Below are 18,888 nucleotides of genomic sequence, written 5' to 3'. Positions count from 1 at the left end.
GGAGGGCATCGCTGCCAGGATGGGGTGCATGGTCGCCCAGCTGCCCCTGCTCGACGGCTCGAGCATCCCCGCGATCGGGCTGGGTCTCTACAAGGTGCCGCCCGCCGAGACCGGCCGCGTCGTCGCCGACGGCCTGGGCGCCGGATACCGGCTCGTCGACGGCGCCGCCATGTACGGCAACGAGGCCGAGATGGGCGCCGCGGTGCGCGAGCACGGCATGCGCGACGCCGTGCAGGTGGTCACGAAGTTCTGGGGCGATCCCGAGCAGTCGTACGATGCGGCGCTCGCCGACTTCGCCGCGAGCGAGGAGCGCATCGGGCTCGACGTCGTCGACGGCTACATGATGCACTGGCCGCGCGCCCCGCGCGGCACCTACGTCGAGACGTGGCGCGCGTTCCAGACGCTGCGCGACGAGGGCCGCGTGCGCTGGATCGCGGTGGCGAGCTTCGGCGAGGCCGAGCTGCAGCGGCTGTTCGACGAGACGGGCGAATGGCCGGTCGTCAACCAGGTCGAGTCGCATCCGTGGCTGCCGCAGCACGCGCTGCGCGCCTTCCACGCGCGGCACGGCATCGTCACGCAGGCGTGGAGCCCGCTCGGCCGCGGCCGCCTGCTCGACGAGCCGACGCTCGTCGCGATCGCCGACGAGGTGGATGCGACGCCCGCGCAGGTCGTGCTGCGGTGGCATCTGCAGCTCGGCGGCGCCGCGGTGCCGAAGTCGACGCACGCGCGCCGTCTCGCCGAGAACCTCGTCGAGATCGCGCCGCTGTCCGACGACGCCATGGCGCGCATCGCCGCGCTGGAGTCGGGCGTGCGCACGGGCACGGCACCCGAGGATCGACCGTGAGCCAGCCGGCGACGACGCCCGTGGCGGGCGCGCCGCTGCTCCCCCACGCCGTCGCGATCGCGTGGGGCGTCGCCGAGCTGCCGCAGCGCGGGCCCAAGCGCGAGCTGTCGACGGAGCGCATCGTCGACGCCGCGATCGTCATCGCCGACGCCGACGGCCTCGATGCCGTGAGCATGGGCCGTGTCGCGACGGCCCTCGGCTTCACCCCCATGTCGCTCTACCGCTACGTCACCGGCAAGGACGACCTGCTGCTGCTCATGGTCGACGCGGCCTCCGAGATCCAGACGCCGCCCTCCGACGGCGACTGGCGCACGCGCGTGCGCACGTGGGCGACGTACGTGCGCGCCGGCTACCAGGCGCATCCGTGGCTGTCGAGCATGCCGCCGTCGGCGACGCCGACGACGCCCAACCGCCTCGCGATCCTGGACGGCGCGGTCGGCGCGATGAGCGACCTGCGCCTGCCCGACGACGCGAAGGTGTCGATCGCGCTGCTGCTCATGGGCTACATCGGCCTGTTCGGCGAGGCGGGGCACGAGACCGAGGTCGACGCCGACGTGCGCGCGGCGCTGCGCGAGCTCGTCACGACCGACCGCTTCCCGAACCTCGCGGACGCGGTGCACGCCGGCATCTTCGACGAGCCGCTCACAGGCAGGGATCGGGCCTTCTTCTTCGGCCTCAACCGACTGCTCGACGGCGTGCAGGCGTGGCTCGAGAGCGGCGGGCGCGACGACGCGGCCATCGACCGCATCCCGCCAGCCGTCGTGCGCGACCGGAAGGTCAAGGATGCGATGAAGGCCGTCCGCGAGGCGGAGGCGCGGCTCGCGGAGGCGCGGCGCGAGGCGCAGAAGGTCGCCGAGCGGGCGATCGAGCGCGAGGCGGCCGCCGAGGAGCGGGCACGCGAGCGCGAGGCGAGGGCGCAGGAGAAGGCCGAGGCGAAGGCGCGCAAGCGCGCCTGAGCGTGGCCGACGGGCGCGGGAGCCCGCGCTCGCTGCGGCCGACCGGCGCGCACGAGGGCCTCGCGGGCGCGCGACGGTGCGACGCGGCCGGCGCGAGTCCGGCGTGGACGTGCGAGTGGTCGACGCGGTTGGGCTGCGCCGCGCGCACGCCGCGGCCTACCGTGCGAGCATGCGCACCATCGTCCCCGTCGCCGCGATCGCCGCGACCCTGCTGCTCGCCGGCTGCGCGCCGACGACCGTCGGGCTCGCCGGCGCCGAGTCCGCTCCCCAGCCCGTGCCCGCGCAGGGCGCAGCCCCCGACGTGCAGGCCTCCGACGGCCTCGAGGTCGCGGGGCAGCCCGCAGCGGACGCGGTCGACCAGGCGGTCGTCGTCACCGGCCGGGTGTCGCTCGTCGCCGACGCGCCCGTGGAGGCCGCCGACGCCGCCGCCGCGCTCGCGACCGACGCGGGCGGCGAGGTGTCGTCGCGCACGGAGTCGGCGGGAGCGGGCGACGTGCCCGAGCGCGCCGAGCTCGCGCTGCGCGTGCCCGCCGACGCCGTCGAGGCGCTGCTCGACGATCTGCGCGACCTCGGCGACGTCCGCGACGTCGACGTGTCGAGCGTCGACGTCTCGCAGCAGGTGCGCGACCTCGACGTGCGCGTCGCGTCGACGCGCGCATCGGTCGAGCGCCTCACGACGCTGCTGTCGACGGCAGCCGACACGGGCACGCTGCTCGAGATCGAGGCGCAGCTCACGGCACGCACGAGCGAGCTCGAGTCGCTGCTCGCGCAGCAGGCCGCGCTCGCGGGCCAGGTGGCCCTGTCGACCATCACGGTCGCCATCGCATCCGACGCCGTCGAGCCCGCGCCGCCCGCGACCTTCGTCGACGGGCTGCTGGCCGGGTGGTCGTCGCTCGCCGCCGCCGGCGCCGCGCTGCTCGTCGGCGTCGGCGCCGCCATCCCGTGGCTCGCGGTGGTCGCGCTCCTCGTCGCCGCGATCGTGCTCGTGGCGCGTCGGGCGCGCCGCCGCGCCGCGTCCCCCAGCGCGCCTCCCGCGGGGGATGGCGCGTCGCATCTAGCATGACCGCGTGAGACGTGGATCCCAGTGGGTGGCCCTGGCTGCCGTCGTGCTCGTCGCGCCCCTCGTGGCGCCCGTCGCGGCAGCCGCGACGCCGACGACGCCGCTTCCGATGCAGGATCCCCAGGCGACGCAGCTGCAGCAGCTCGCGCTGCTCGACGAGGTCGCGCGCTGGGATGCGCTGCAGCCCGAGTCCCGACTGGGCTCGACGGCGATCGACCCGGCGACGGGTGCCGTGACCATCGGCTGGGTCGGCGACGTGCCCGCCGAGGTCGACGCCCTCGTGAGCGACGCGGGCGAGGGCATCGCGGTCGACGTGGTGGCGCAGCAGCAGAGCGCGGAGGCGATCACGGCCGGGCTGCTCGACGCCGCGGCGTCGCTGCCGGCCGAGGCACCCGTGACGTTCGAGGTCGACGGCGAGTCGGTCACCGTCGCCGTGCCGACGCCCGAGGCCGCAGCCGCAGCGGGCGTCGAGGCGCTGCCGCTCGACGCGGCGGGCGTCGCGGCGATCGAGCAGGCCGTGGCGGATGCGACGGGCGACGCGATCGACGTCGCCGTCGAGCCCGTCGACGAGGTGCCGGACACCACGGCGCGCCGCGGCGACGTGCAGGATCTGCTGGGCGGCTCCACGTACGCGACGCGCCTCCCCTCCGGCGCCAACCAGTGGTGCACGAGCGGGTTCCAGGCCGTCTCCGGCCACCTGCAGCACTTCGTGACCGCCGCGCACTGCAGCAACTGGCAGGACGGCCTGCAGGTGCTCTCCTCCGGGGGCACGCGCCTCGGCATCACGACGGGCGCCGACATCCTCGTGCGCGGCGCCCAGTCGTACGACCTGCAGCTCGCGCGGCTCGACCTCGACGTGCGCAACCGTGCCGACATCTACACGAGCGACAGCTCGGCGCTCACGGTGAGCGGCTGGCTGCGCACGCTGCCGACGGGCATGGGCCTGTGCCGGTCGGGCACGACGTCGGGCAACGCGTGCAACCTGCAGGTGACGGGCCCGGGCGTCGCGTGCTACTCGCTCGCGACGGGTGGCGCGCAGTGCGTCGACATCGTGCGCGTCTCGGCGACGTCGGGCGACGCCTTCTGCCTCGGCGACTCGGGCGGCCCCGTCTACGCCTGGGGCTCGTCGGGCACCGTGCAGGCCGCGGGCGTCGTCAGCGGCGTGCGCCTGCAGACGGCGGGTGCGCGATGCTCGCCGCTCGGCTACGTCGCGCCGATCGCCGACCTCATGCGCGTCCTGCCCGGCGTGCAGCTGCGCGCCGTCACGCTCTGACGCGCCCGCGTCGCCCCCTTGCCGAGGCGCCCGCGGCTCGCAAGGGTGGATGCATGCCGATCGACCCCGAGACGACGCTCGCCGCCATCGCCGCCTGGGCGCCCGAGCGGCGCTGGTACCCGCTGAAGGGTGCCGACGTCACGATGACGATGGAGGCGCTGCTCCCCGTCGGCGAGGACGTCGCCATCGCGCTCGTGCGCGCGGGCGACGCGACGCTGCAGGTGCCCGTCGCCGTGCGCGACGAGCCCGGCGACGCGCCGATCGGGCGCGTCGGCGAGCGATGGCTCGTGGATGCGACGCACGACGCGGAGGCGCTGCAGGCGCTGCTGCGCCCGTCGCCCGGCGTGGAGGTCGAGGGCGTCGTGCCGCACGCATCCGGCGTCCGCGTCATCACGGGCGAGCAGTCGAACACGTCCGTGATCGGCGACGCGGAGCCCGCGTGGATCGCGAAGGTCTTCCGCGTCGTCGACGACGGCGAGCATCCCGACGTCGCGGTGACGGGTGCGTTGACGCGAGCGCGCAGCACGCGCGTCCCGGCGCTCGTGGCCGCGACGCATGCGACGTGGACGCACGACGGCGTCGCGCGCTCCGGCGGCCTCGCGGCGGTGTCGGAGTTCGTCGCGGGTGCCGACGACGCGTGGACGCTCGTGCGCGACGACGCCGTGCGCGCCCTGCGGGGCGAGGCGCGCGACGACCTCGACGTCGCCGACCTCGGTCGCGCCGTCGCCGAGGTGCACGTCGCGCTCGCCGAGACCCTGGGCGCCCGCGGCGCCGACCGGGCGACGTCGGATGCGTTCGTCGCGACGCTGCGCGAGCGCGTCGCATGGGCGCGCCGCGAGTCGCGTGGCGCGCTCGCGCACCTCGACGCCGCGATCGACGCGCACGTCGCGACGCTCGACGACGTGCGGGTGGGGCTCGTGCAGCGCATCCACGGCGACCTGCACCTCGGCCAGATGCTGCGGCAGCCGGGGCGCGGGTACCTGCTGCTCGACTTCGAGGGCGAGCCGCTGCGGCCGCTCGCCGAGCGGCTGCTGCCGGAGCCGACCGAGCGCGACGTCGCCGGCATGCTGCGGTCGTTCGACTACGCAGCGGGCTCGGCCGCCATCGAGACGGGCGTCGACGTCGCCCGCGCCGCGGCGTGGGCGGGCGAGACCGAGGACGCGTTCCTCGCCGGCTACCGCACGGTGCGCGGCGAGGGCGATGCGGCGCTCATCCGTGCGCTGCTCGTCGACAAGGCGCTCTACGAGGTGGTCTACGAGGTGCGCAGCCGCCCCGAGTGGCTGCCGATCCCGCGCGGCGCCCTCGAGCGACTGCTGGGCTGAGGCGCCCGCAGCCGGTCGCGGCTCAGCGCGCCTCGTACGCCTCGACGACGTTCGCGGGGATGCGGCCGCGCGTCGCGACCTGGAAGCCGTGCTCGGCCGCCCACTCGCGGATGGCCTGCACGTCCTTCGAGGCGCGCGACGATCCCGAGCGACCCGATCGGGAGGCGCCCGAGCCCGAGCTCGCGCGTGTCGTGCCGCTCACGCGGCGCGCCGCCGCGATCCACGGCTCGAGGGCGTCGCGCAGCTCCTCCGCGTGCCCGTGGGTGAGGTCGATCTCGTACTGCGCGCCGTCGAACGAGAACGAGACGGTGCGTCCGGCGCCGTCTGCGAGCGGCTCTCCGCTGATGTCGTCGACGATCTCGACGATGGTCTTCCTAGCCATGGTCGAATGCTATTCCCCATGCGGGTGGAAATGCGCACGGAATTGGCATGTCGTCGAAATGCCTGCGCATTTCCGATTCGCACCGATCTCGGCATTCCGCATCCCAGCCCGCGGAATGGGCCTCCCATGCGCAGGCGGGCTCGGGCACAGGATGCCCACCTAGGCTCGCGGGATGGCATCGAGCGACGAGCGGACCACCGGCAGACGAGCGCGGAGGCCGTGGTCGCGACGGCGCAAGGTCGTCGTCGGCATCGCCGCGACGCTCGTCCTCGCGCTCGTCGCCGCCGCCGGCGTGCTCGCGCTGCGCCTGCAGTCGTCGTCGTCCGACGTCGAGGTCGTCGAGGATGCGTTCCCCGACGACTCGCTGCGCCCGGAGGCGCACGACGGCGAGGAGGCGGCGCCGCTCAACTACCTGCTGCTCGGCAGCGACGCCCGCGGCTCGACCGACTCGCTGCTCGACGCCATCGGCGATCGCGCCGACACCATCCTGCTCGTGCACGTGCCGAGCGACCGCGAGACCGTGCAGGTCATGTCGATCATGCGCGACTCGTGGGTCGACATCCCCGGCTACGGCATGTCGAAGGTCAACGCGGCGCTCTCGTACGGCGGCGTGCCGCTCATGGTCGCCACGATCGAGCAGCTCATCGACCAGCGCATCGACGACGTCGCCATCATCGACTTCGCGGGATTCGAGGGCCTCACGGATGCGCTCGGCGGCGTGACCGTGCAGAACGAGATCGCATTCTCGGCCGGGCACTCGGGCCCCGTGCATTCGTTCGAGGCCGGCGAGATCACGCTCACGGGCGCCGAGGCGCTCGACTTCGTGCGCGAGCGCCATGCGTTCACCGACGGCGACTATCAGCGCGTGCGCAACCAGCAGGCCTACATGCGCGGGCTGCTGGCCGCGCTGCTCGAGCCGTCGGTCGTCGCCAACCCGCTCGCCGTCGCCGACCTCGTCGAGGTGATGGCGCCGTACATGGCGACGACGGATGGGCTGTCGACGACGGGCGTGCTCGGCATCGCGACGGGGTTCGTCGGCGCCGGCATCCCGGACGTGCGCACCTTCACGATGCCCACGACGGGCGTGGGCACCATGGGCACCGAGTCGGTCGTGCTCGTCGACGACGCGGCGCTGCAGCTCGTGCGCGACGCCTTCGACGAGGCCTCGATGACCGACTTCACGCCCCCGGCACCCGTCACCACCGCGCCGTAGCGACACCCCGGCGCGCCCGGCGCCCATCCGCACCGTCGATGAGGATGCGCTGCCGCTCGACGGCGTCGGCGAGGGCGCTGGACGCCCGACGTGCACGACCCGGGGGACGGCGTCCCCTTTCCATCGCATGCTTTCGGGGGCCCTCGACGGGGCAGATGCCCCGCTTTGTACCCTGCTGCTGACGTAGCGCCCTACGAGTGCCATCGTGACCCCACTCGCACTCGACCTGAGCATCACTCAGAGACCTGAGGGATCGACGGTCGGGACGATCACGAAGGGGACATCGTGGTGCTCGATCCAATGGACTCCCCCGCCGCGACGACGACGGTCGCGCCGCGGACGACGCCGATGTGGCCGTGGCGCGAGCCGATCGCGACGAGCGCCGGCATCCGCGCGCTCGACGCCGCGGCTCCCCTCGATCGCGCCGTCTGGCTGCGGCGGTGGCGGGCGCTCGGCCGCGAGCCGTTCGCGCACCCCGGCTTCGGCGAGCTGCTCGCCGAGCCCGGCGACCGCGTCTGCGCCCTCGTCTCCGACACGGGGGTGCTGCTGCCGCTGCGGCTGCGGCGCATCCCCGGCACCGACGGCCTGCTCGACGCGACGGGACCGTACGGCTACGGCGGCCCATACCGCACGCCGACCTCCCCGGGTCGGCAGCCCGCCTTCTGGGGATCGTTCACGGCGTGGGGGTTGCGGCACCGCGTGGTGACGGCGTTCGGCCGCGTGCATCCGTTCGACGACGAGGTCGTCGCACCGCCCGAGGCGGCGACGGTCGCGCACGGCGTCACCGTCGTGCGATCGGTGCTCGCCGACGACGCCGCCGTGCTCGCCGACGCGGACAGGAAGGTGCGCAAGAACGTGCGGCGCGCCATCGCCGCCGGCGTCCGCGTCCACGTGACGGACGGCGCCGACGCCCACGACGAGTTCGCGCGCATCTACGCCCGCACCATGGATCGGCGGCAGGCGAGCGCCTCGTACCGCTTCGACGACGCCTTCTTCGAGCGCATCCATCGCGAGCTCGCCGGAGGCTTCGCCTACGCCCACGCGACGCTCGACGGCGTCGTCGTGTCGAGCGAGCTCGTGCTGCACTCCGACGTGCACGCCTACTCGTTCCTCGGCGGCACCGACGAGCGGGCGTTCGCGAGCCGACCGAACGAGCTGCTGAAGCTCGCCATCGTGCGCTGGTGCCGAGAGCGGGGCCTGCGTGACCTCGTGCTCGGGGGCGGCGCCTCGCCGGGCGACGGCATCGAGCGCTACAAGCGCGCCTTCGCCCCCACGGCCGTCCGCGCGTTCCGCACGCTGCGGCTCGTGCTCGACCCCGCCGAGGAGGCGAGGCTGAGCGCAGGCCTCGCGTCGTCGTCGTTCCCCGCCTACCGCGGCACCACGGGTGCAGGCGCGACCGCCGAGGAGGTGCGCGCGTGACGCCCGCCCGCCCGCGCCCGCTGCGCTCGCCCCGCCGCATCGCCGCCGCCCTCCTGATACTCGCGGCCACGGCGCTCGTCGCCGTCGTCGGCACGCTCGTGACGCGGGTCGACACGGCGGTCGACGGCATCGAGCGCGTGCCCGACGCGTTCCCCAGCGAGTCGACGCGACCGGCGCCGCATCCGCCGGAGGAGCCCGCGCCGCGCACCTACCTGCTCGTCGGCAGCGACACCCGCGACGAGGGTGCGTCGCTGCTCACGAGCCTCGGCGACCGCGCCGACGCGCTGCTGCTCGTGCACGTGCCCGCCGACCGGGCGAGCGTGCAGGTCATCTCGATCATGCGCGACCTGTGGGTGCCGATCGCCGGGCACGGCGAGGGCAGGGTGAACGCCGCCCTCGCGTACGGCGGGGTGCCGCTGCTCGTGCAGGTCGTCGAGTCGCTGCTCGGCCAGCGCATCGACGACGTCGTGATCGTCGACTTCGCCGGGTTCGCCGACCTCACCGACGCGGTCGGTGGCGTGACGGTGCAGAACGAGGTCGCGTTCACCGCGGCCGGCGTCCGCTACGAGCGGGGGCCCATCACCCTCACGGGGGCCGACGCCCTCCCCTACGTCCGCGAGCGGTACGCCTTCCCGGACGGCGACTACCAGCGGGTGCGCAACCAGCAGGCCTACCTGCGAGGGCTGCTCGAGGCGATGCTGCAGCCGCGCGTCGCCCTGGCCCCGTGGGTCGTCGCAGGCGTCGTCGAGGCGGTCGCACCCCACGTCGCCGCCACCGACGGGCTCACGACCCGGGCCGCCGTGACGCTCGCCGCCCAGCTCGCCGCCGCGGGCACCTCCGACGTCGCGTCGTTCACGCTGCCGACGGCCGGCACCGCGACGATCGCCGGGCAGTCGGTCGTGCTGCCCGACGGCGAGGGCATCGCGGTGGTGCGCGACGCGCTGCAGCAGCCGTCGATGACGGGCTTCGTCCCGCCGGCGGAGCGGTAGCGCCATGGGTGCCATGCGGTGGACGGACGCGATCCCGGCGCCGCGTCGAGCGAGCGCCCCGCATCCCGCGACGCGCCTACGGTCGCTCGCCGAGCGCCTCGTCATGCGCGACGGCGTCGCGCGGCCCGCCCCCGCCATGACGGGCGACGCGCTCGCATGGACGATCGCCGTGCCGCTGGCCGTCTGGCTGCGCGACGACCTCGCGCTCGGCCTCGTGCGACCGGTCGGCATCCTCGTCGTGCTCGCCGCCGTCGTGGCCGCGCAGCTGGCCGTCGGCGTCGTCGGCGGCCTCTACCGCGGCAGGCAGGGCTACGGCAGCGCCGACGAGATCACGCGACTCGTCGCCGTCACGATCGTCGCGACCTGCGTCGTCGGCGCGCCCGTGCTCGCGCTCGCGCCCGCCATCGACCTGCCTCGCAGCACCCTCGCGATCGCCGGCCCCATCGCGCTGCTGCTCATGGGCAGCGCCCGCTACACCCTGCGGGTGCTGCTCGAGAGCGGCCACCGCCCGGCGCATGAGGCCGAGCCCGCGCTCGTGCTCGGCGCCGGCTACGCCGGCACGCACCTCGTGCGCAGGATGCGCACCGACGAGCACTCGCCGCTGCGGGCCGTCGGGCTCGTCGACGACGACCCCCGGCTCCGCGGTGCCATCCGGTGCGGGGTCCGGGTGCTCGGCTCGCGCGCCGACCTCGCCGACACGGTGCGAGCCACGGGTGCGACGCGCCTCGTCGTCGCGATCGCGCGCGCCGACGCCGAGCTCCTCCGCGCCATCGAGTCCCAGGCGCGTGCGCTCGGCCTCGACGTGCTCGTCATGCCTCCGTTCGCCGAGATGGTCCGGGGCGCGGCCGGCGTCACCGACCTGCGCAGGCTGCGCATCGAGGACGTCGTGGGGAGGCATCCCATCGAGACGGACGTCGAGCGGGTCGCCGGCTGCGTCGCGGGCAGGCGGGTGCTCGTGACGGGCGCCGGCGGATCGATCGGCGCCGAGCTGTGCAGGCAGCTCGCCAGATGGTCGCCCGCCGAGCTCATCATGCTCGACCGCGACGAGACGGCGCTGCAGGCCGTGCAGCTCGACGTGCATGGCAACGGGCTCCTCGCGAGCCGCGACGTCGTGCTGGCCGACGTGCGCGACGCGGAGGCGATCGCCGAGATCTTCGCCGACCGCAGGCCCGAGGTCGTGTTCCATGCGGCGGCGCTCAAGCACCTGCCGATGCTCGAGCAGTACCCGGACGAGGCATGGAAGACGAACGTGCTCGGCACGCAGGCCGTGCTCGCGGCCGCGGAGTCCGTGGGCGTCGAGACGTTCGTCAACATCTCGACCGACAAGGCGGCGAACCCGACGAGCGTCCTCGGCCACTCCAAGCGCCTCGCCGAGCGGCTGACCGCGTCGAGCGCGACCCGCGCGCGCGGCCGGTTCCTCTCGGTGCGCTTCGGCAACGTGCTCGGCAGCCGCGGCTCGATGCTGCCGGTGTTCGCGGCGCTCATCGAGGCGGGCGGACCCGTCACCGTCACGCACCCCGACGTCACCCGCTACTTCATGTCCATCCCCGAGGCGTGCGAGCTCGTCGCGCAGGCGGCCGCGATCGGACGTCCGGGCGAGGTGCTCATCCTCGACATGGGCGAGCCCGTGCGCATCCTCGACGTGGCGCAGCGCATGATCGCGATGTCGGGCAAGCCCGTCGACATCGTCTTCACGGGCCTGCGGCCGCACGAGAAGCTGCACGAGGAGCTCGTCGGGCCCGACGAGCACGGGGAGCGCCTCGGGCATCCGCTCATCACGCAGGCCCCCGTGCCCCCGCTCGACGCGTCGCTGCTCGACAAGGCGGTCTGGGATGCGCGCTGGCACGCAGCGCCGGAGCCCGCCCGCGAGCCCGCGCGTGAGCCCGCGCCTGCGCCCCTCGCACCGCGCCCCGACCTCGTCGGCGCCGCGCTGCGCCGACGCGACCTCGACCGGACGGAGCCCCTGCGATGAGCACGCGCATCCTGCTCTCGGCCCCCGACGTCGGGCGCGCCGAGGAGCGCGCCGTCGTCGCCGCGATGCGGTCGGGATGGGTCGCTCCGCTCGGCCCTGACGTCGACGCGTTCGAGCGAGAGCTCGCTGCACGCGTCGGCGTGCGCCGCGGCGTCGCCCTCTCCTCCGGCACGGCCGCGCTGCACCTCGGCCTGCTCGCGCTCGGCGTGCGGCCGGGCGACCGCGTGCTCGCGTCGTCCATGACCTTCGCAGCGACGATCAACGCGATCGCCTACGTCGGCGCGCATCCCGTGCTCGTCGACGCCGAGCCCGCGACGGGCAACGTCGACGTGCGGCTGCTCGCCGAGGCGGCGGGCGCCCTCGAGCGGGAGGGCACGCCCGCGCGCGCCGTCGTGCCCGTCGACCTGCTCGGGCGCGTCGCCGACGTCGACGCCATCGCGCGCATCGCGGCGCGGCACGGCATGCGCGTGCTCTCGGATGCCGCCGAGTCGCTCGGCTCGACGCGCGGCGGTCGACCCGCGGGCTCGTTCGGCGACGCGTCGATCGTGTCGTTCAACGGCAACAAGGTCATGACGACGTCGGGCGGTGGGATGCTGCTGACGAGCGACGACGGCATCGCCGACCGCGTGCGCCACCTCTCCACGCAGGCGAGGCTGCCGCTCGAGCACTACGAGCACGACGAGGTCGGCTTCAACTACCGCCTGTCGAACCTGCTCGCTGCGCTCGGTCGCGCGCAGCTGCGCAGGCTCGACGAGATGATCGCGAGACGGCGCGCCATCCGTGACCGCTACCGGCAGCTCGTGCAGGGCATCGACGGCGTCGAGCTGCTCGGCGCCGAGCACGACGACGGCGACAACGCCTGGCTCACGGCCATCGTCGTCGACCCGCGGCACGCGCACGTCGACGCCGCAGCGGTGCGGGCGGCGCTCGACGAGCGCGGCATCGAGACGCGTCCGCTGTGGAAGCCCATGCACCTGCAGCCGGCGTTCGCCGACGCCCGTGCCTTCGTGACGGGCGTCGGCGAGCGGCTCTTCCGCACGGGCGTCGTGCTGCCGAGCGGATCGTCGCTCGACGAGGCGAGCGTCGAGCGCGTGCTCGACGGGCTCACCGCCGCCCTCGCGCCGCGGTCGCTGCGGAAGCCGATCGGCTCGGACTTCCCCGTGCTCGTCGGCGCGGCGTCTCCCGGCACGGCGGCGGCCTCCCCGGTGGCGAGCGCCGCGGTGGCGCGCCCCTGGAAAGAGGCGACGGCGCTCGTCGAGACGGGCAGGCAGGCGATCGCGCTCATCGCGTCGCTGCTCGAGCGCTCGGGGGTGCGTCGCATCGCCCTGCCCGGCTTCCTCTGCGACAGCATGATCGCTCCCTACCGCGCCCTCGGCTGGACGCTGCACCGCTACCCGGTGCTCGACGACCTCTCCCCCGACCTCGGTCACGCCCGCAGGCTCGCGGAGGCCGGGGCGGTGGATGCCGTGCTCGTCATGCGCTACTTCGGCTCGGCGCCGACCTACGCCGACATCGCCGACGTCGCCGCCATCCGCACGCTCGGCGTGCCGGTCGTCGCCGACGAGACGCACCTGCCCTTCTCGCTGAACCAGTGGGGCGCCGACTACGCGTACGCGAGCCTGCGCAAGGTGCTGCCGACGAGCGACGGGGCGTACGTGCACCTGCCCGCCGACGCCGACCCGCCCGCGCTGCGCCGATCCCGCGAGACGGGCAGGTACGCCGCCATGACGACGTTCGACGCCGAGCACGACATCTCGCCCCACTCGCGGATGCTGCTCGACGCATCCATGGCGCTGCTCGAGCGCGACCGCCTGCCGCGACGCGCGAGCAGACGCGGCCGCGGCCTGCTCGACGCCCTCGACCTCGACGCGCTCGCGCGACGACGCGTGCGCAACGCCCGCGTCCTCGCCGACGCCCTCGTGAGCGCCGGGATCGCACCGGCCGTCGACCCGGACGCCCTCTCGGTGCCCTCGCACCTGCCCGTGCGCGTCGCCGATCCCTCGGCGACGCAGGCCGCGATGGCGGCCGCGGCCGTCTACTGCCCCATCCACTGGCCGAGGCCCACGGGGTTCGCGGCCCGCGAGCCCTGGCCCGACGACCTGCTCTCGCTGCCGGTCGACCACCGCTACGACGATCGCGACATGCAGCGCATCGCCATGCAGCTCGAGGCGGTGACCCGATGAGCGCCGCACGGTACCTCGCCGCGCGATCGGTCGCCGACCGCGTCGTCGCCGCCTGCGCCCTCGTCGTCGCCGCGCCCGTGCTGCTCGTCGCCTCCGCAGCCATCGTCGTCACGATGGGCAGGCCCGTGCTGTTCCGTCAGCAGCGCATCGGGCAGGGTGGCCGGCCCTTCTCGATCGTGAAGCTCCGCACGATGGTGCGCGACGCCGAGCGGCTCGGCGGCGGCTACGTGCTGCCGGGCATGGACCTCGTGCCGCCGCTCGGGCGCGTGCTGCGCTCGACGAGCCTCGACGAGCTGCCACAGCTGTGGAACGTGCTCGTGGGCGACATGGCCTTCGTCGGTCCGCGGCCCGCGCTGCCCGACCAGTACGAGCGGTACACCGCGAGGCAGCGCGGCCGCGTGGCCGTGCCGCAGGGCATCACGGGGCTCGCGCAGGTGCGGCATCGCGACGCGGCGCCCTGGTCGACGCGCATCGAGGCCGACCTCGAGTACGTCGCGACCGTCTCGCCGCTCGTCGACGCCCGACTCCTGCTCGCCACCGTCCGAGCCGTCGTGCGACGCGACGGCATCGTGCAGCACCAGACGCCCGCCGACATCGACGACCTGGGCGATCGCCGCAGCAGCGACGCTCCCGCACCACCACCGAGGGGATGAACAGATGGATGCCACCACCGAGCTCGTCGACGCACCGACCGGTCGACGCCTCCGCGTGCTCATCGTGAGCCAGTACTACTGGCCCGAGCACGCGTCGATCCCCACGCTGCTCGCCGAGGAGCTGCAGCGCCGCGGGCACCGCGTGCGGGTGCTCACGACCTTCCCCAGCTACCCGAGCGGCACGCTCGCCGACGGGCACAGGCAGCGCCCGCACGTCGTCGAGGAGGTGCGCGGCGTCACCGTGCACCGCGTGCCGATGCTCGTCGACCGCTCGGAGCGCACGCTCGCCCGCGCCGCGAGCTACGCGAGCTTCGCGGTCTCGAGCGCCGTGCAGGCCCGCCTGGGCATGTCGGCCGACGTCGTCTACGTGTACGCGACCCAGATGACGCCGGCGCTCGGCCCGGTGCTGTGGCGCCGCCGGGGTGGCCCGCCCTTCGTGCTGCACGTGCAGGACCTGTGGCCGGACGCGATCCTCGGCGCCTCGTTCGTGGGCTCCGGCACCGGCACCGCCATCGCTCGCACGCTCGAGCCGCTGCTGCGCCTCGCCTACCGCGAGGCGGCGGCGACGATCGGCATCTCGGCCGAGATGGCGGCGACGCTCGTCGACCGCGGCGCGCCCCGCTCGCGCGTGCACGCCGTGTCGAACTGGGCGTGGGAGCGCGAGACGCCCGCGCTGCCGCGACGGCCGCGCCGCGGCCGCCGCACGACGACCTTCCTGTACGCGGGCAACCTCGGCGACGCGCAGCGGCTCGACGAGGTGCTGCGCGCCGCGGCGCTCGTCGACGCCGACCCGCGCTTCTCGCTCGACGTGTACGGCGCCGGCACCGCCGAGCATCGGCTGCGCGCGCTCGCGACGCTGCTCGGACTCCGCTCGGTGCGCTTCCGCGGCCGCGTCTCGAGCGAGCGGATGGCCGAGGTCTACCGCGACCACGACTTCCAGGTCGTCTCGCTCGCCGAGTCGCCCGCGCTGCGCACCACGGTGCCGTCGAAGCTGCCGACGAGCCTCATGCACGGCCTGCCGGTCGTGGCGGCGGCGCCCGGCGCCGCATCCGACCTCATCGGTGAGCTCGGCGCAGGCGTCGTCGCCCCGACCGCCGACGCCGAGGGCATCGCGGCGGCGTTCCGCGAGGCCATGGACCTCGAGGACGCCGACCGACGCGCGATGTCGCATCGGGCTCGCGACGCCTACGAGCGGTCGATGTGCCTCGCCTCCGGCGTCGACGCCATCGAGGCCATCCTGCGCTCCGCCGTGCGGGAGCGGGCGGCGACCGCCCCGCTGCCCACCGTCCTCGCTGCGCGACCGGCCGTCGTCGGCGGACGCCTCCGCGTGCCGTCGCGCACGCGGCAGACGGCGGGCCGACGATGACGACGGGCTTCGAGGACGCCACGGTCCTCATCACGGGCGGCACCGGCTCGTTCGGCCGCACCGTCGCCGCACGACTGCTGCGCGACGGCGTCGGCGAGGTGCGCATCCTCAGCCGCGACGAGGCGAAGCAGGACGACATGCGCCGCACGATGGGCGACGGGCGGCTGCGGTTCTACATCGGCGACGTGCGCGACGCGAGCAGCGTCGCGAAGGCGATGCGGGGCGTGCAGCACGTCTTCCACGCCGCCGCCCTCAAGCAGGTGCCCTCGTGCGAGTTCTTCCCCATGGAGGCCGTGCGCACGAACGTGCAGGGCAGCGAGAACGTCGTGCGCGCGGCCGATCGCGCCGGGGTGCGCTCGGCGGTGTTCCTCAGCACCGACAAGGCCGTCTACCCGGTGAACGCCATGGGCATGAGCAAGGCGCTCATGGAGAAGGTCGCCCGCTCGCACGGCCTCAACAACCCGACGACGGCGACGACGATGGCGTGCGTGCGCTACGGCAACGTCATGTGCTCGCGCGGATCGGTCATCCCGCTCTTCCTCGCGCAGATGCGCGAGGGGCGGCCCCTCACCATCACGAACCCGCACATGACCCGCTTCATGATGTCGCTCGCCGACTCGGTCGACCTCGTCGAGTTCGCCTTCCACCATGCGCTGCAGGGCGACCTCTTCATCCGCAAGGCGCGTGCGTGCACCATCGCCGACCTCGCGACGGCGATGCTGCACCTCTTCCGCTCCGACTCGAGGATCGACATCATCGGCACGCGGCACGCCGAGAAGGTGTCGGAGGCCCTCGCGAGCAGGGAGGAGCTGTCGAAGGCCGTCGACATGGGCGACTACTTCCGCATCCCCGCCGATGCGCGCGACCTCAACTACAGCCTCTACGTGCACGAGGGCGACGCGCGGCAGGCGGAGTTCCTCGACTACGACTCCCACACGGTGCCGCGCATGAGCGTCGAGGAGGTCGAAGCGCTGCTGCTGACGCTCCCCGAGATCCGTGCCGAGCTCGCGACGGCCGGCGTCCTGCGGAGCGTGGCCTGATGCGGGTCGCGATCACGGGCGCCGGCGGATTCCTCGGGCTGCACGTGCGCGCCGCGCTGCTCGAGGCGGGCGTCGAGGCGACGCCCGTGCCCCTCGGCGACGACGTCGACGAGCGGGGCGTCGCTGCGGCGCTCGACGGTGCCGACGCCGTGCTGCATCTCGCAGGCGTGCACCGCGCATCCGACGACGCGGTGCGCGAGGGCAACCGCATGCTCGCCGAGCGGCTCGCCACGGCGCTGCGCCGCACGACGCAGCCGCCGCGGAGCGTGACCTACGCGAGCACGACGCAGGTCGGCAACGGCTCCGCGTACGGCGTCGCGAAGGAGCGGGCGGGCGACGTGCTGCGCGAGGCCGCCGACGCGGTCGGCGCACGCCTCGTCGAGCATCGGCTGCCGAACCTGTTCGGCGAGCACGGCCGCCCGTTCACGAACTCGGTCGTCGCGACCTTCTGCCACCTGCTCGCCACGGGCGGGCGGCCGGAGGTCCACGAGGATCGCGCGCTCGACCTGCTGCACGCGCAGGACGCCGCCGACCTCCTCCTCGGCGACGAGCGCGCATCGCTGCGCCTGCATCGCGAGGTCGTCTCCGGCGTCCTCGCCCGGCTCGAGCGGATCGCCGACGCCTACGACGCGGGCGACGTGCCCGACATCGCCGAGCGCCTCGACCGCGACCTCTTCAACGCCTACCGCTCGCACGTCGTCGCGCGCAGGCCCGCGATCGCGCTGCGCCGTCGCGCCGATGCGCGCGGCTCCTTCGTCGAGCTCGTGCGGGCGCGTGGCGGCACGGGGCAGTCGTCGGCCTCGACGACGGCGCCCGGCGTGACCCGCGGCGACCACTTCCACCGCCGCAAGTTCGAGCGCTTCGTCGTCGTGTCGGGCCGCGCGACCATCCGCCTGCGCCGCATCCTCTCGGCCGACGTCGTCGCGATCCCCGTCGACGGCGACGACCCGGTCGCCGTCGACATGCCGACGCTGTGGAGCCACAGCATCGAGAACACCGGCGACGGACCTCTCGTCGCCACCTTCTGGACCGACGACCCCTTCGATCCCGAGCGGCCCGACACCATCCCGGAGCGGGTGCTGCCGTGACCGCGCGCCTCAAGGTCGTCACCGTCGTGGGCACGCGCCCCGAGATCATCCGCCTCGCACCGACGATGCGGCTGCTCGACGACCTCGTCGACCACGTCGTCGTGCACACCGGCCAGAACTACGACTACGAGCTGAACGAGCTGCTCTTCGAGGACCTCGCGCTGCGCCCGCCCGACCGCTTCCTGCACGCCGACACGTCGACGCTCGGCTCGGCGCTCGGCACGATCCTCGCGGGCATCGAGGTCGTGCTCGACGAGGAGCGGCCCGACGCGCTGCTCGTGCTCGGCGACACGAACAGCTGCATCGCCGCCGTCATGGGCAGGCGCATGCGCGTGCCCGTCTTCCACATGGAGGCGGGCAACCGCGCGTTCGACGAGAACGTGCCGGAGGAGACGAACCGCAGGCTCGTCGACCACGTGGCCGACTACAACCTGGCCTACACCGAGCACGCGCGCCGCAACCTGCTCGCGGAAGGCCTGCATCCGTCGCGCATCCTCGTCACCGGCTCGCCCATGCGCGAGGTGCTGGCGGCGAGCCGCTCGCGCGTCGACGCGAGCGACGTGCTCGAGCGACAGGGCGTCGCCGAGGGCGGCTACGTGCTCGTGAGCATGCACCGCGAGGAGACGGTCGACGATCCCGCACGCCTGCGCCGGGCCCTCCTCGCGCTCGACGCCGTCGCCGACGAGCTCGACGCGCCCGTGCTCGTGTCGACGCATCCGCGCACGCGGGCGCGGCTCGCCGAGCAGGAGCCCGAGCTGCAACGCCGCCTCACCCTGCATCCGCCGTTCGGCTTCCACGACTACGTGCGGCTGCAGCGCTCGGCGCGCATCGTGCTCTCCGACAGCGGCACGATCGCCGAGGAGTCGAGCATCCTCGGCTTCCCGGCCGTCACCCTCCGCGACGCGATCGAGCGGCCGGAGGCGCTCGACGTCGGCGGGATCGTATGCTGCGGCGTCGAGCCGGATGCCGTGCTCGATGCGGTGCGGGCCACCCTCGCGATGCACGCGCGGCTGGGCGCGGCTGCGCCTCCCGCCGACTACGCCGCGACCGACGTGTCGAGGCGCGTCGCGTCGTTCATCCTCTCGAGCGCGCGCACGCATCGCGCGCGCGCCGGCCTGCGGCGCTGAC

General features: G+C 74.4%; 16 protein-coding genes. 15 read left to right on the top strand and 1 reads right to left on the bottom strand.

From position 1 onward, the window contains the following. Positions 1 to 28 precede the first annotated feature (28 nt). From ACFQPP_RS12895 to ACFQPP_RS12875, 5 genes are all read left to right on the top strand, one after another. Entirely contained in the window at positions 29 to 844 is an 816-nt protein-coding gene (locus ACFQPP_RS12895; RefSeq protein ID WP_376917043.1) for an aldo/keto reductase, read from the top strand. Beyond that, complete coding sequence (locus ACFQPP_RS12890) at positions 841 to 1,800, top strand: TetR/AcrR family transcriptional regulator (RefSeq protein ID WP_376917042.1); 960 nt, start codon at positions 841 to 843, stop codon at positions 1,798 to 1,800. Before ACFQPP_RS12895 ends, ACFQPP_RS12890 begins: the two co-directional genes overlap by 4 nt. A gap of 169 nt (positions 1,801 to 1,969) precedes the next feature. Beyond that, positions 1,970 to 2,863, top strand: coding sequence for a DUF4349 domain-containing protein (locus ACFQPP_RS12885; RefSeq protein WP_376917041.1), 894 nt, complete (start codon positions 1,970 to 1,972; stop codon positions 2,861 to 2,863). Between the two features lie 4 nt (positions 2,864 to 2,867). Next, positions 2,868 to 4,133, top strand: a complete 1,266-nt coding sequence (locus ACFQPP_RS12880; RefSeq protein WP_376917040.1) for a trypsin-like serine protease — start codon at positions 2,868 to 2,870, stop codon at positions 4,131 to 4,133. A 53-nt stretch (positions 4,134 to 4,186) separates the two neighbouring features. Continuing rightward, positions 4,187 to 5,455, top strand: a complete 1,269-nt coding sequence (locus ACFQPP_RS12875; RefSeq protein ID WP_376917039.1) for an aminoglycoside phosphotransferase — start codon at positions 4,187 to 4,189, stop codon at positions 5,453 to 5,455. Between the two features lie 22 nt (positions 5,456 to 5,477). On the opposite strand, the gene ACFQPP_RS12870 is transcribed toward ACFQPP_RS12875, so the two are convergent. After that, positions 5,478 to 5,837 carry an Lsr2 family protein gene (locus ACFQPP_RS12870; protein ID WP_376917038.1) on the bottom strand — a complete coding sequence of 120 codons (360 nt, stop codon included), beginning with the start codon at positions 5,835 to 5,837 and terminating at the stop codon, positions 5,478 to 5,480. A 172-nt stretch (positions 5,838 to 6,009) separates the two neighbouring features. Here ACFQPP_RS12870 and ACFQPP_RS12865 point away from each other — a divergent pair, with 172 nt between their 5' ends. The 10 genes from ACFQPP_RS12865 to wecB all read left to right on the top strand — a co-directional run bounded on the left by ACFQPP_RS12865 (position 6,010) and on the right by wecB (position 18,887). Beyond that, positions 6,010 to 7,050, top strand: coding sequence for an LCP family protein (locus tag ACFQPP_RS12865; protein ID WP_376917037.1), 1,041 nt, complete (start codon positions 6,010 to 6,012; stop codon positions 7,048 to 7,050). A gap of 285 nt (positions 7,051 to 7,335) precedes the next feature. After that, positions 7,336 to 8,469, top strand: a complete 1,134-nt coding sequence (locus ACFQPP_RS12860) for a GNAT family N-acetyltransferase (protein WP_376917036.1) — start codon at positions 7,336 to 7,338, stop codon at positions 8,467 to 8,469. Further along, complete coding sequence (locus tag ACFQPP_RS12855; RefSeq protein WP_376917035.1) at positions 8,466 to 9,458, top strand: LCP family protein; 993 nt, start codon at positions 8,466 to 8,468, stop codon at positions 9,456 to 9,458. Before ACFQPP_RS12860 ends, ACFQPP_RS12855 begins: the two co-directional genes overlap by 4 nt. A 13-nt stretch (positions 9,459 to 9,471) precedes the next feature. After that, positions 9,472 to 11,430, top strand: a complete 1,959-nt coding sequence (locus ACFQPP_RS12850; RefSeq protein ID WP_376917034.1) for a polysaccharide biosynthesis protein — start codon at positions 9,472 to 9,474, stop codon at positions 11,428 to 11,430. Further along, the gene (locus ACFQPP_RS12845; protein WP_376917033.1) at positions 11,427 to 13,613 is read left to right on the top strand and encodes a DegT/DnrJ/EryC1/StrS family aminotransferase; all 2,187 of its coding nucleotides are present in this window, start codon (positions 11,427 to 11,429) and stop codon (positions 13,611 to 13,613) included. Before ACFQPP_RS12850 ends, ACFQPP_RS12845 begins: the two co-directional genes overlap by 4 nt. Next, a complete protein-coding gene (locus ACFQPP_RS12840) occupies positions 13,610 to 14,266 on the top strand; it encodes a sugar transferase (protein WP_376917032.1) in 657 nt (218 codons plus the stop codon). The genes ACFQPP_RS12845 and ACFQPP_RS12840 overlap by 4 nt, the downstream gene beginning before the upstream one ends. A gap of 4 nt (positions 14,267 to 14,270) precedes the next feature. Further along, positions 14,271 to 15,632, top strand: a complete 1,362-nt coding sequence (locus ACFQPP_RS12835; protein WP_376917031.1) for a glycosyltransferase family 4 protein — start codon at positions 14,271 to 14,273, stop codon at positions 15,630 to 15,632. Next, complete coding sequence (locus tag ACFQPP_RS12830; protein ID WP_376917030.1) at positions 15,629 to 16,672, top strand: polysaccharide biosynthesis protein; 1,044 nt, start codon at positions 15,629 to 15,631, stop codon at positions 16,670 to 16,672. Before ACFQPP_RS12835 ends, ACFQPP_RS12830 begins: the two co-directional genes overlap by 4 nt. After that, positions 16,672 to 17,760 (top strand): NAD-dependent epimerase/dehydratase family protein, encoded by a 1,089-nt coding sequence (locus ACFQPP_RS12825; RefSeq protein ID WP_376917029.1) that lies wholly within the window; start codon positions 16,672 to 16,674, stop codon positions 17,758 to 17,760. Before ACFQPP_RS12830 ends, ACFQPP_RS12825 begins: the two co-directional genes overlap by 1 nt. Continuing rightward, positions 17,757 to 18,887: a non-hydrolyzing UDP-N-acetylglucosamine 2-epimerase gene (wecB, locus tag ACFQPP_RS12820; protein WP_376917028.1), complete on the top strand. Its 1,131-nt coding sequence runs from the start codon at positions 17,757 to 17,759 to the stop codon at positions 18,885 to 18,887. Before ACFQPP_RS12825 ends, wecB begins: the two co-directional genes overlap by 4 nt. Position 18,888: the final 1 nt, after the last annotated feature.

The sequence above is a fragment of the Agrococcus sp. GCM10030265 genome, from assembly GCF_042666675.1.
Lineage (GTDB): Bacteria > Actinomycetota > Actinomycetes > Actinomycetales > Microbacteriaceae > Agrococcus.
This window is presented reverse-complemented; position numbering and strand designations above follow the sequence as displayed.

What these genes read in the sequence shown, in the direction of transcription:
- ACFQPP_RS12895 (WP_376917043.1), top strand. Translation starts at nt 29, where the DNA reads ATGGTCGCCCAGCTGCCCCTGCTCGACGGCTCGAGCATCCCCGCGATC.
- ACFQPP_RS12885 (WP_376917041.1), top strand. Translation starts at nt 1,970, where the DNA reads ATGCGCACCATCGTCCCCGTCGCCGCGATCGCCGCGACCCTGCTGCTC.
- ACFQPP_RS12875 (WP_376917039.1), top strand. Translation starts at nt 4,187, where the DNA reads ATGCCGATCGACCCCGAGACGACGCTCGCCGCCATCGCCGCCTGGGCG.
- ACFQPP_RS12870 (WP_376917038.1), bottom strand. Translation starts at nt 5,837, where the DNA reads ATGGCTAGGAAGACCATCGTCGAGATCGTCGACGACATCAGCGGAGAG.
- ACFQPP_RS12865 (WP_376917037.1), top strand. Translation starts at nt 6,010, where the DNA reads ATGGCATCGAGCGACGAGCGGACCACCGGCAGACGAGCGCGGAGGCCG.
- ACFQPP_RS12850 (WP_376917034.1), top strand. Translation starts at nt 9,472, where the DNA reads ATGCGGTGGACGGACGCGATCCCGGCGCCGCGTCGAGCGAGCGCCCCG.
- ACFQPP_RS12845 (WP_376917033.1), top strand. Translation starts at nt 11,427, where the DNA reads ATGAGCACGCGCATCCTGCTCTCGGCCCCCGACGTCGGGCGCGCCGAG.
- ACFQPP_RS12840 (WP_376917032.1), top strand. Translation starts at nt 13,610, where the DNA reads ATGAGCGCCGCACGGTACCTCGCCGCGCGATCGGTCGCCGACCGCGTC.
- ACFQPP_RS12835 (WP_376917031.1), top strand. Translation starts at nt 14,271, where the DNA reads ATGGATGCCACCACCGAGCTCGTCGACGCACCGACCGGTCGACGCCTC.
- ACFQPP_RS12830 (WP_376917030.1), top strand. Translation starts at nt 15,629, where the DNA reads ATGACGACGGGCTTCGAGGACGCCACGGTCCTCATCACGGGCGGCACC.
- ACFQPP_RS12825 (WP_376917029.1), top strand. Translation starts at nt 16,672, where the DNA reads ATGCGGGTCGCGATCACGGGCGCCGGCGGATTCCTCGGGCTGCACGTG.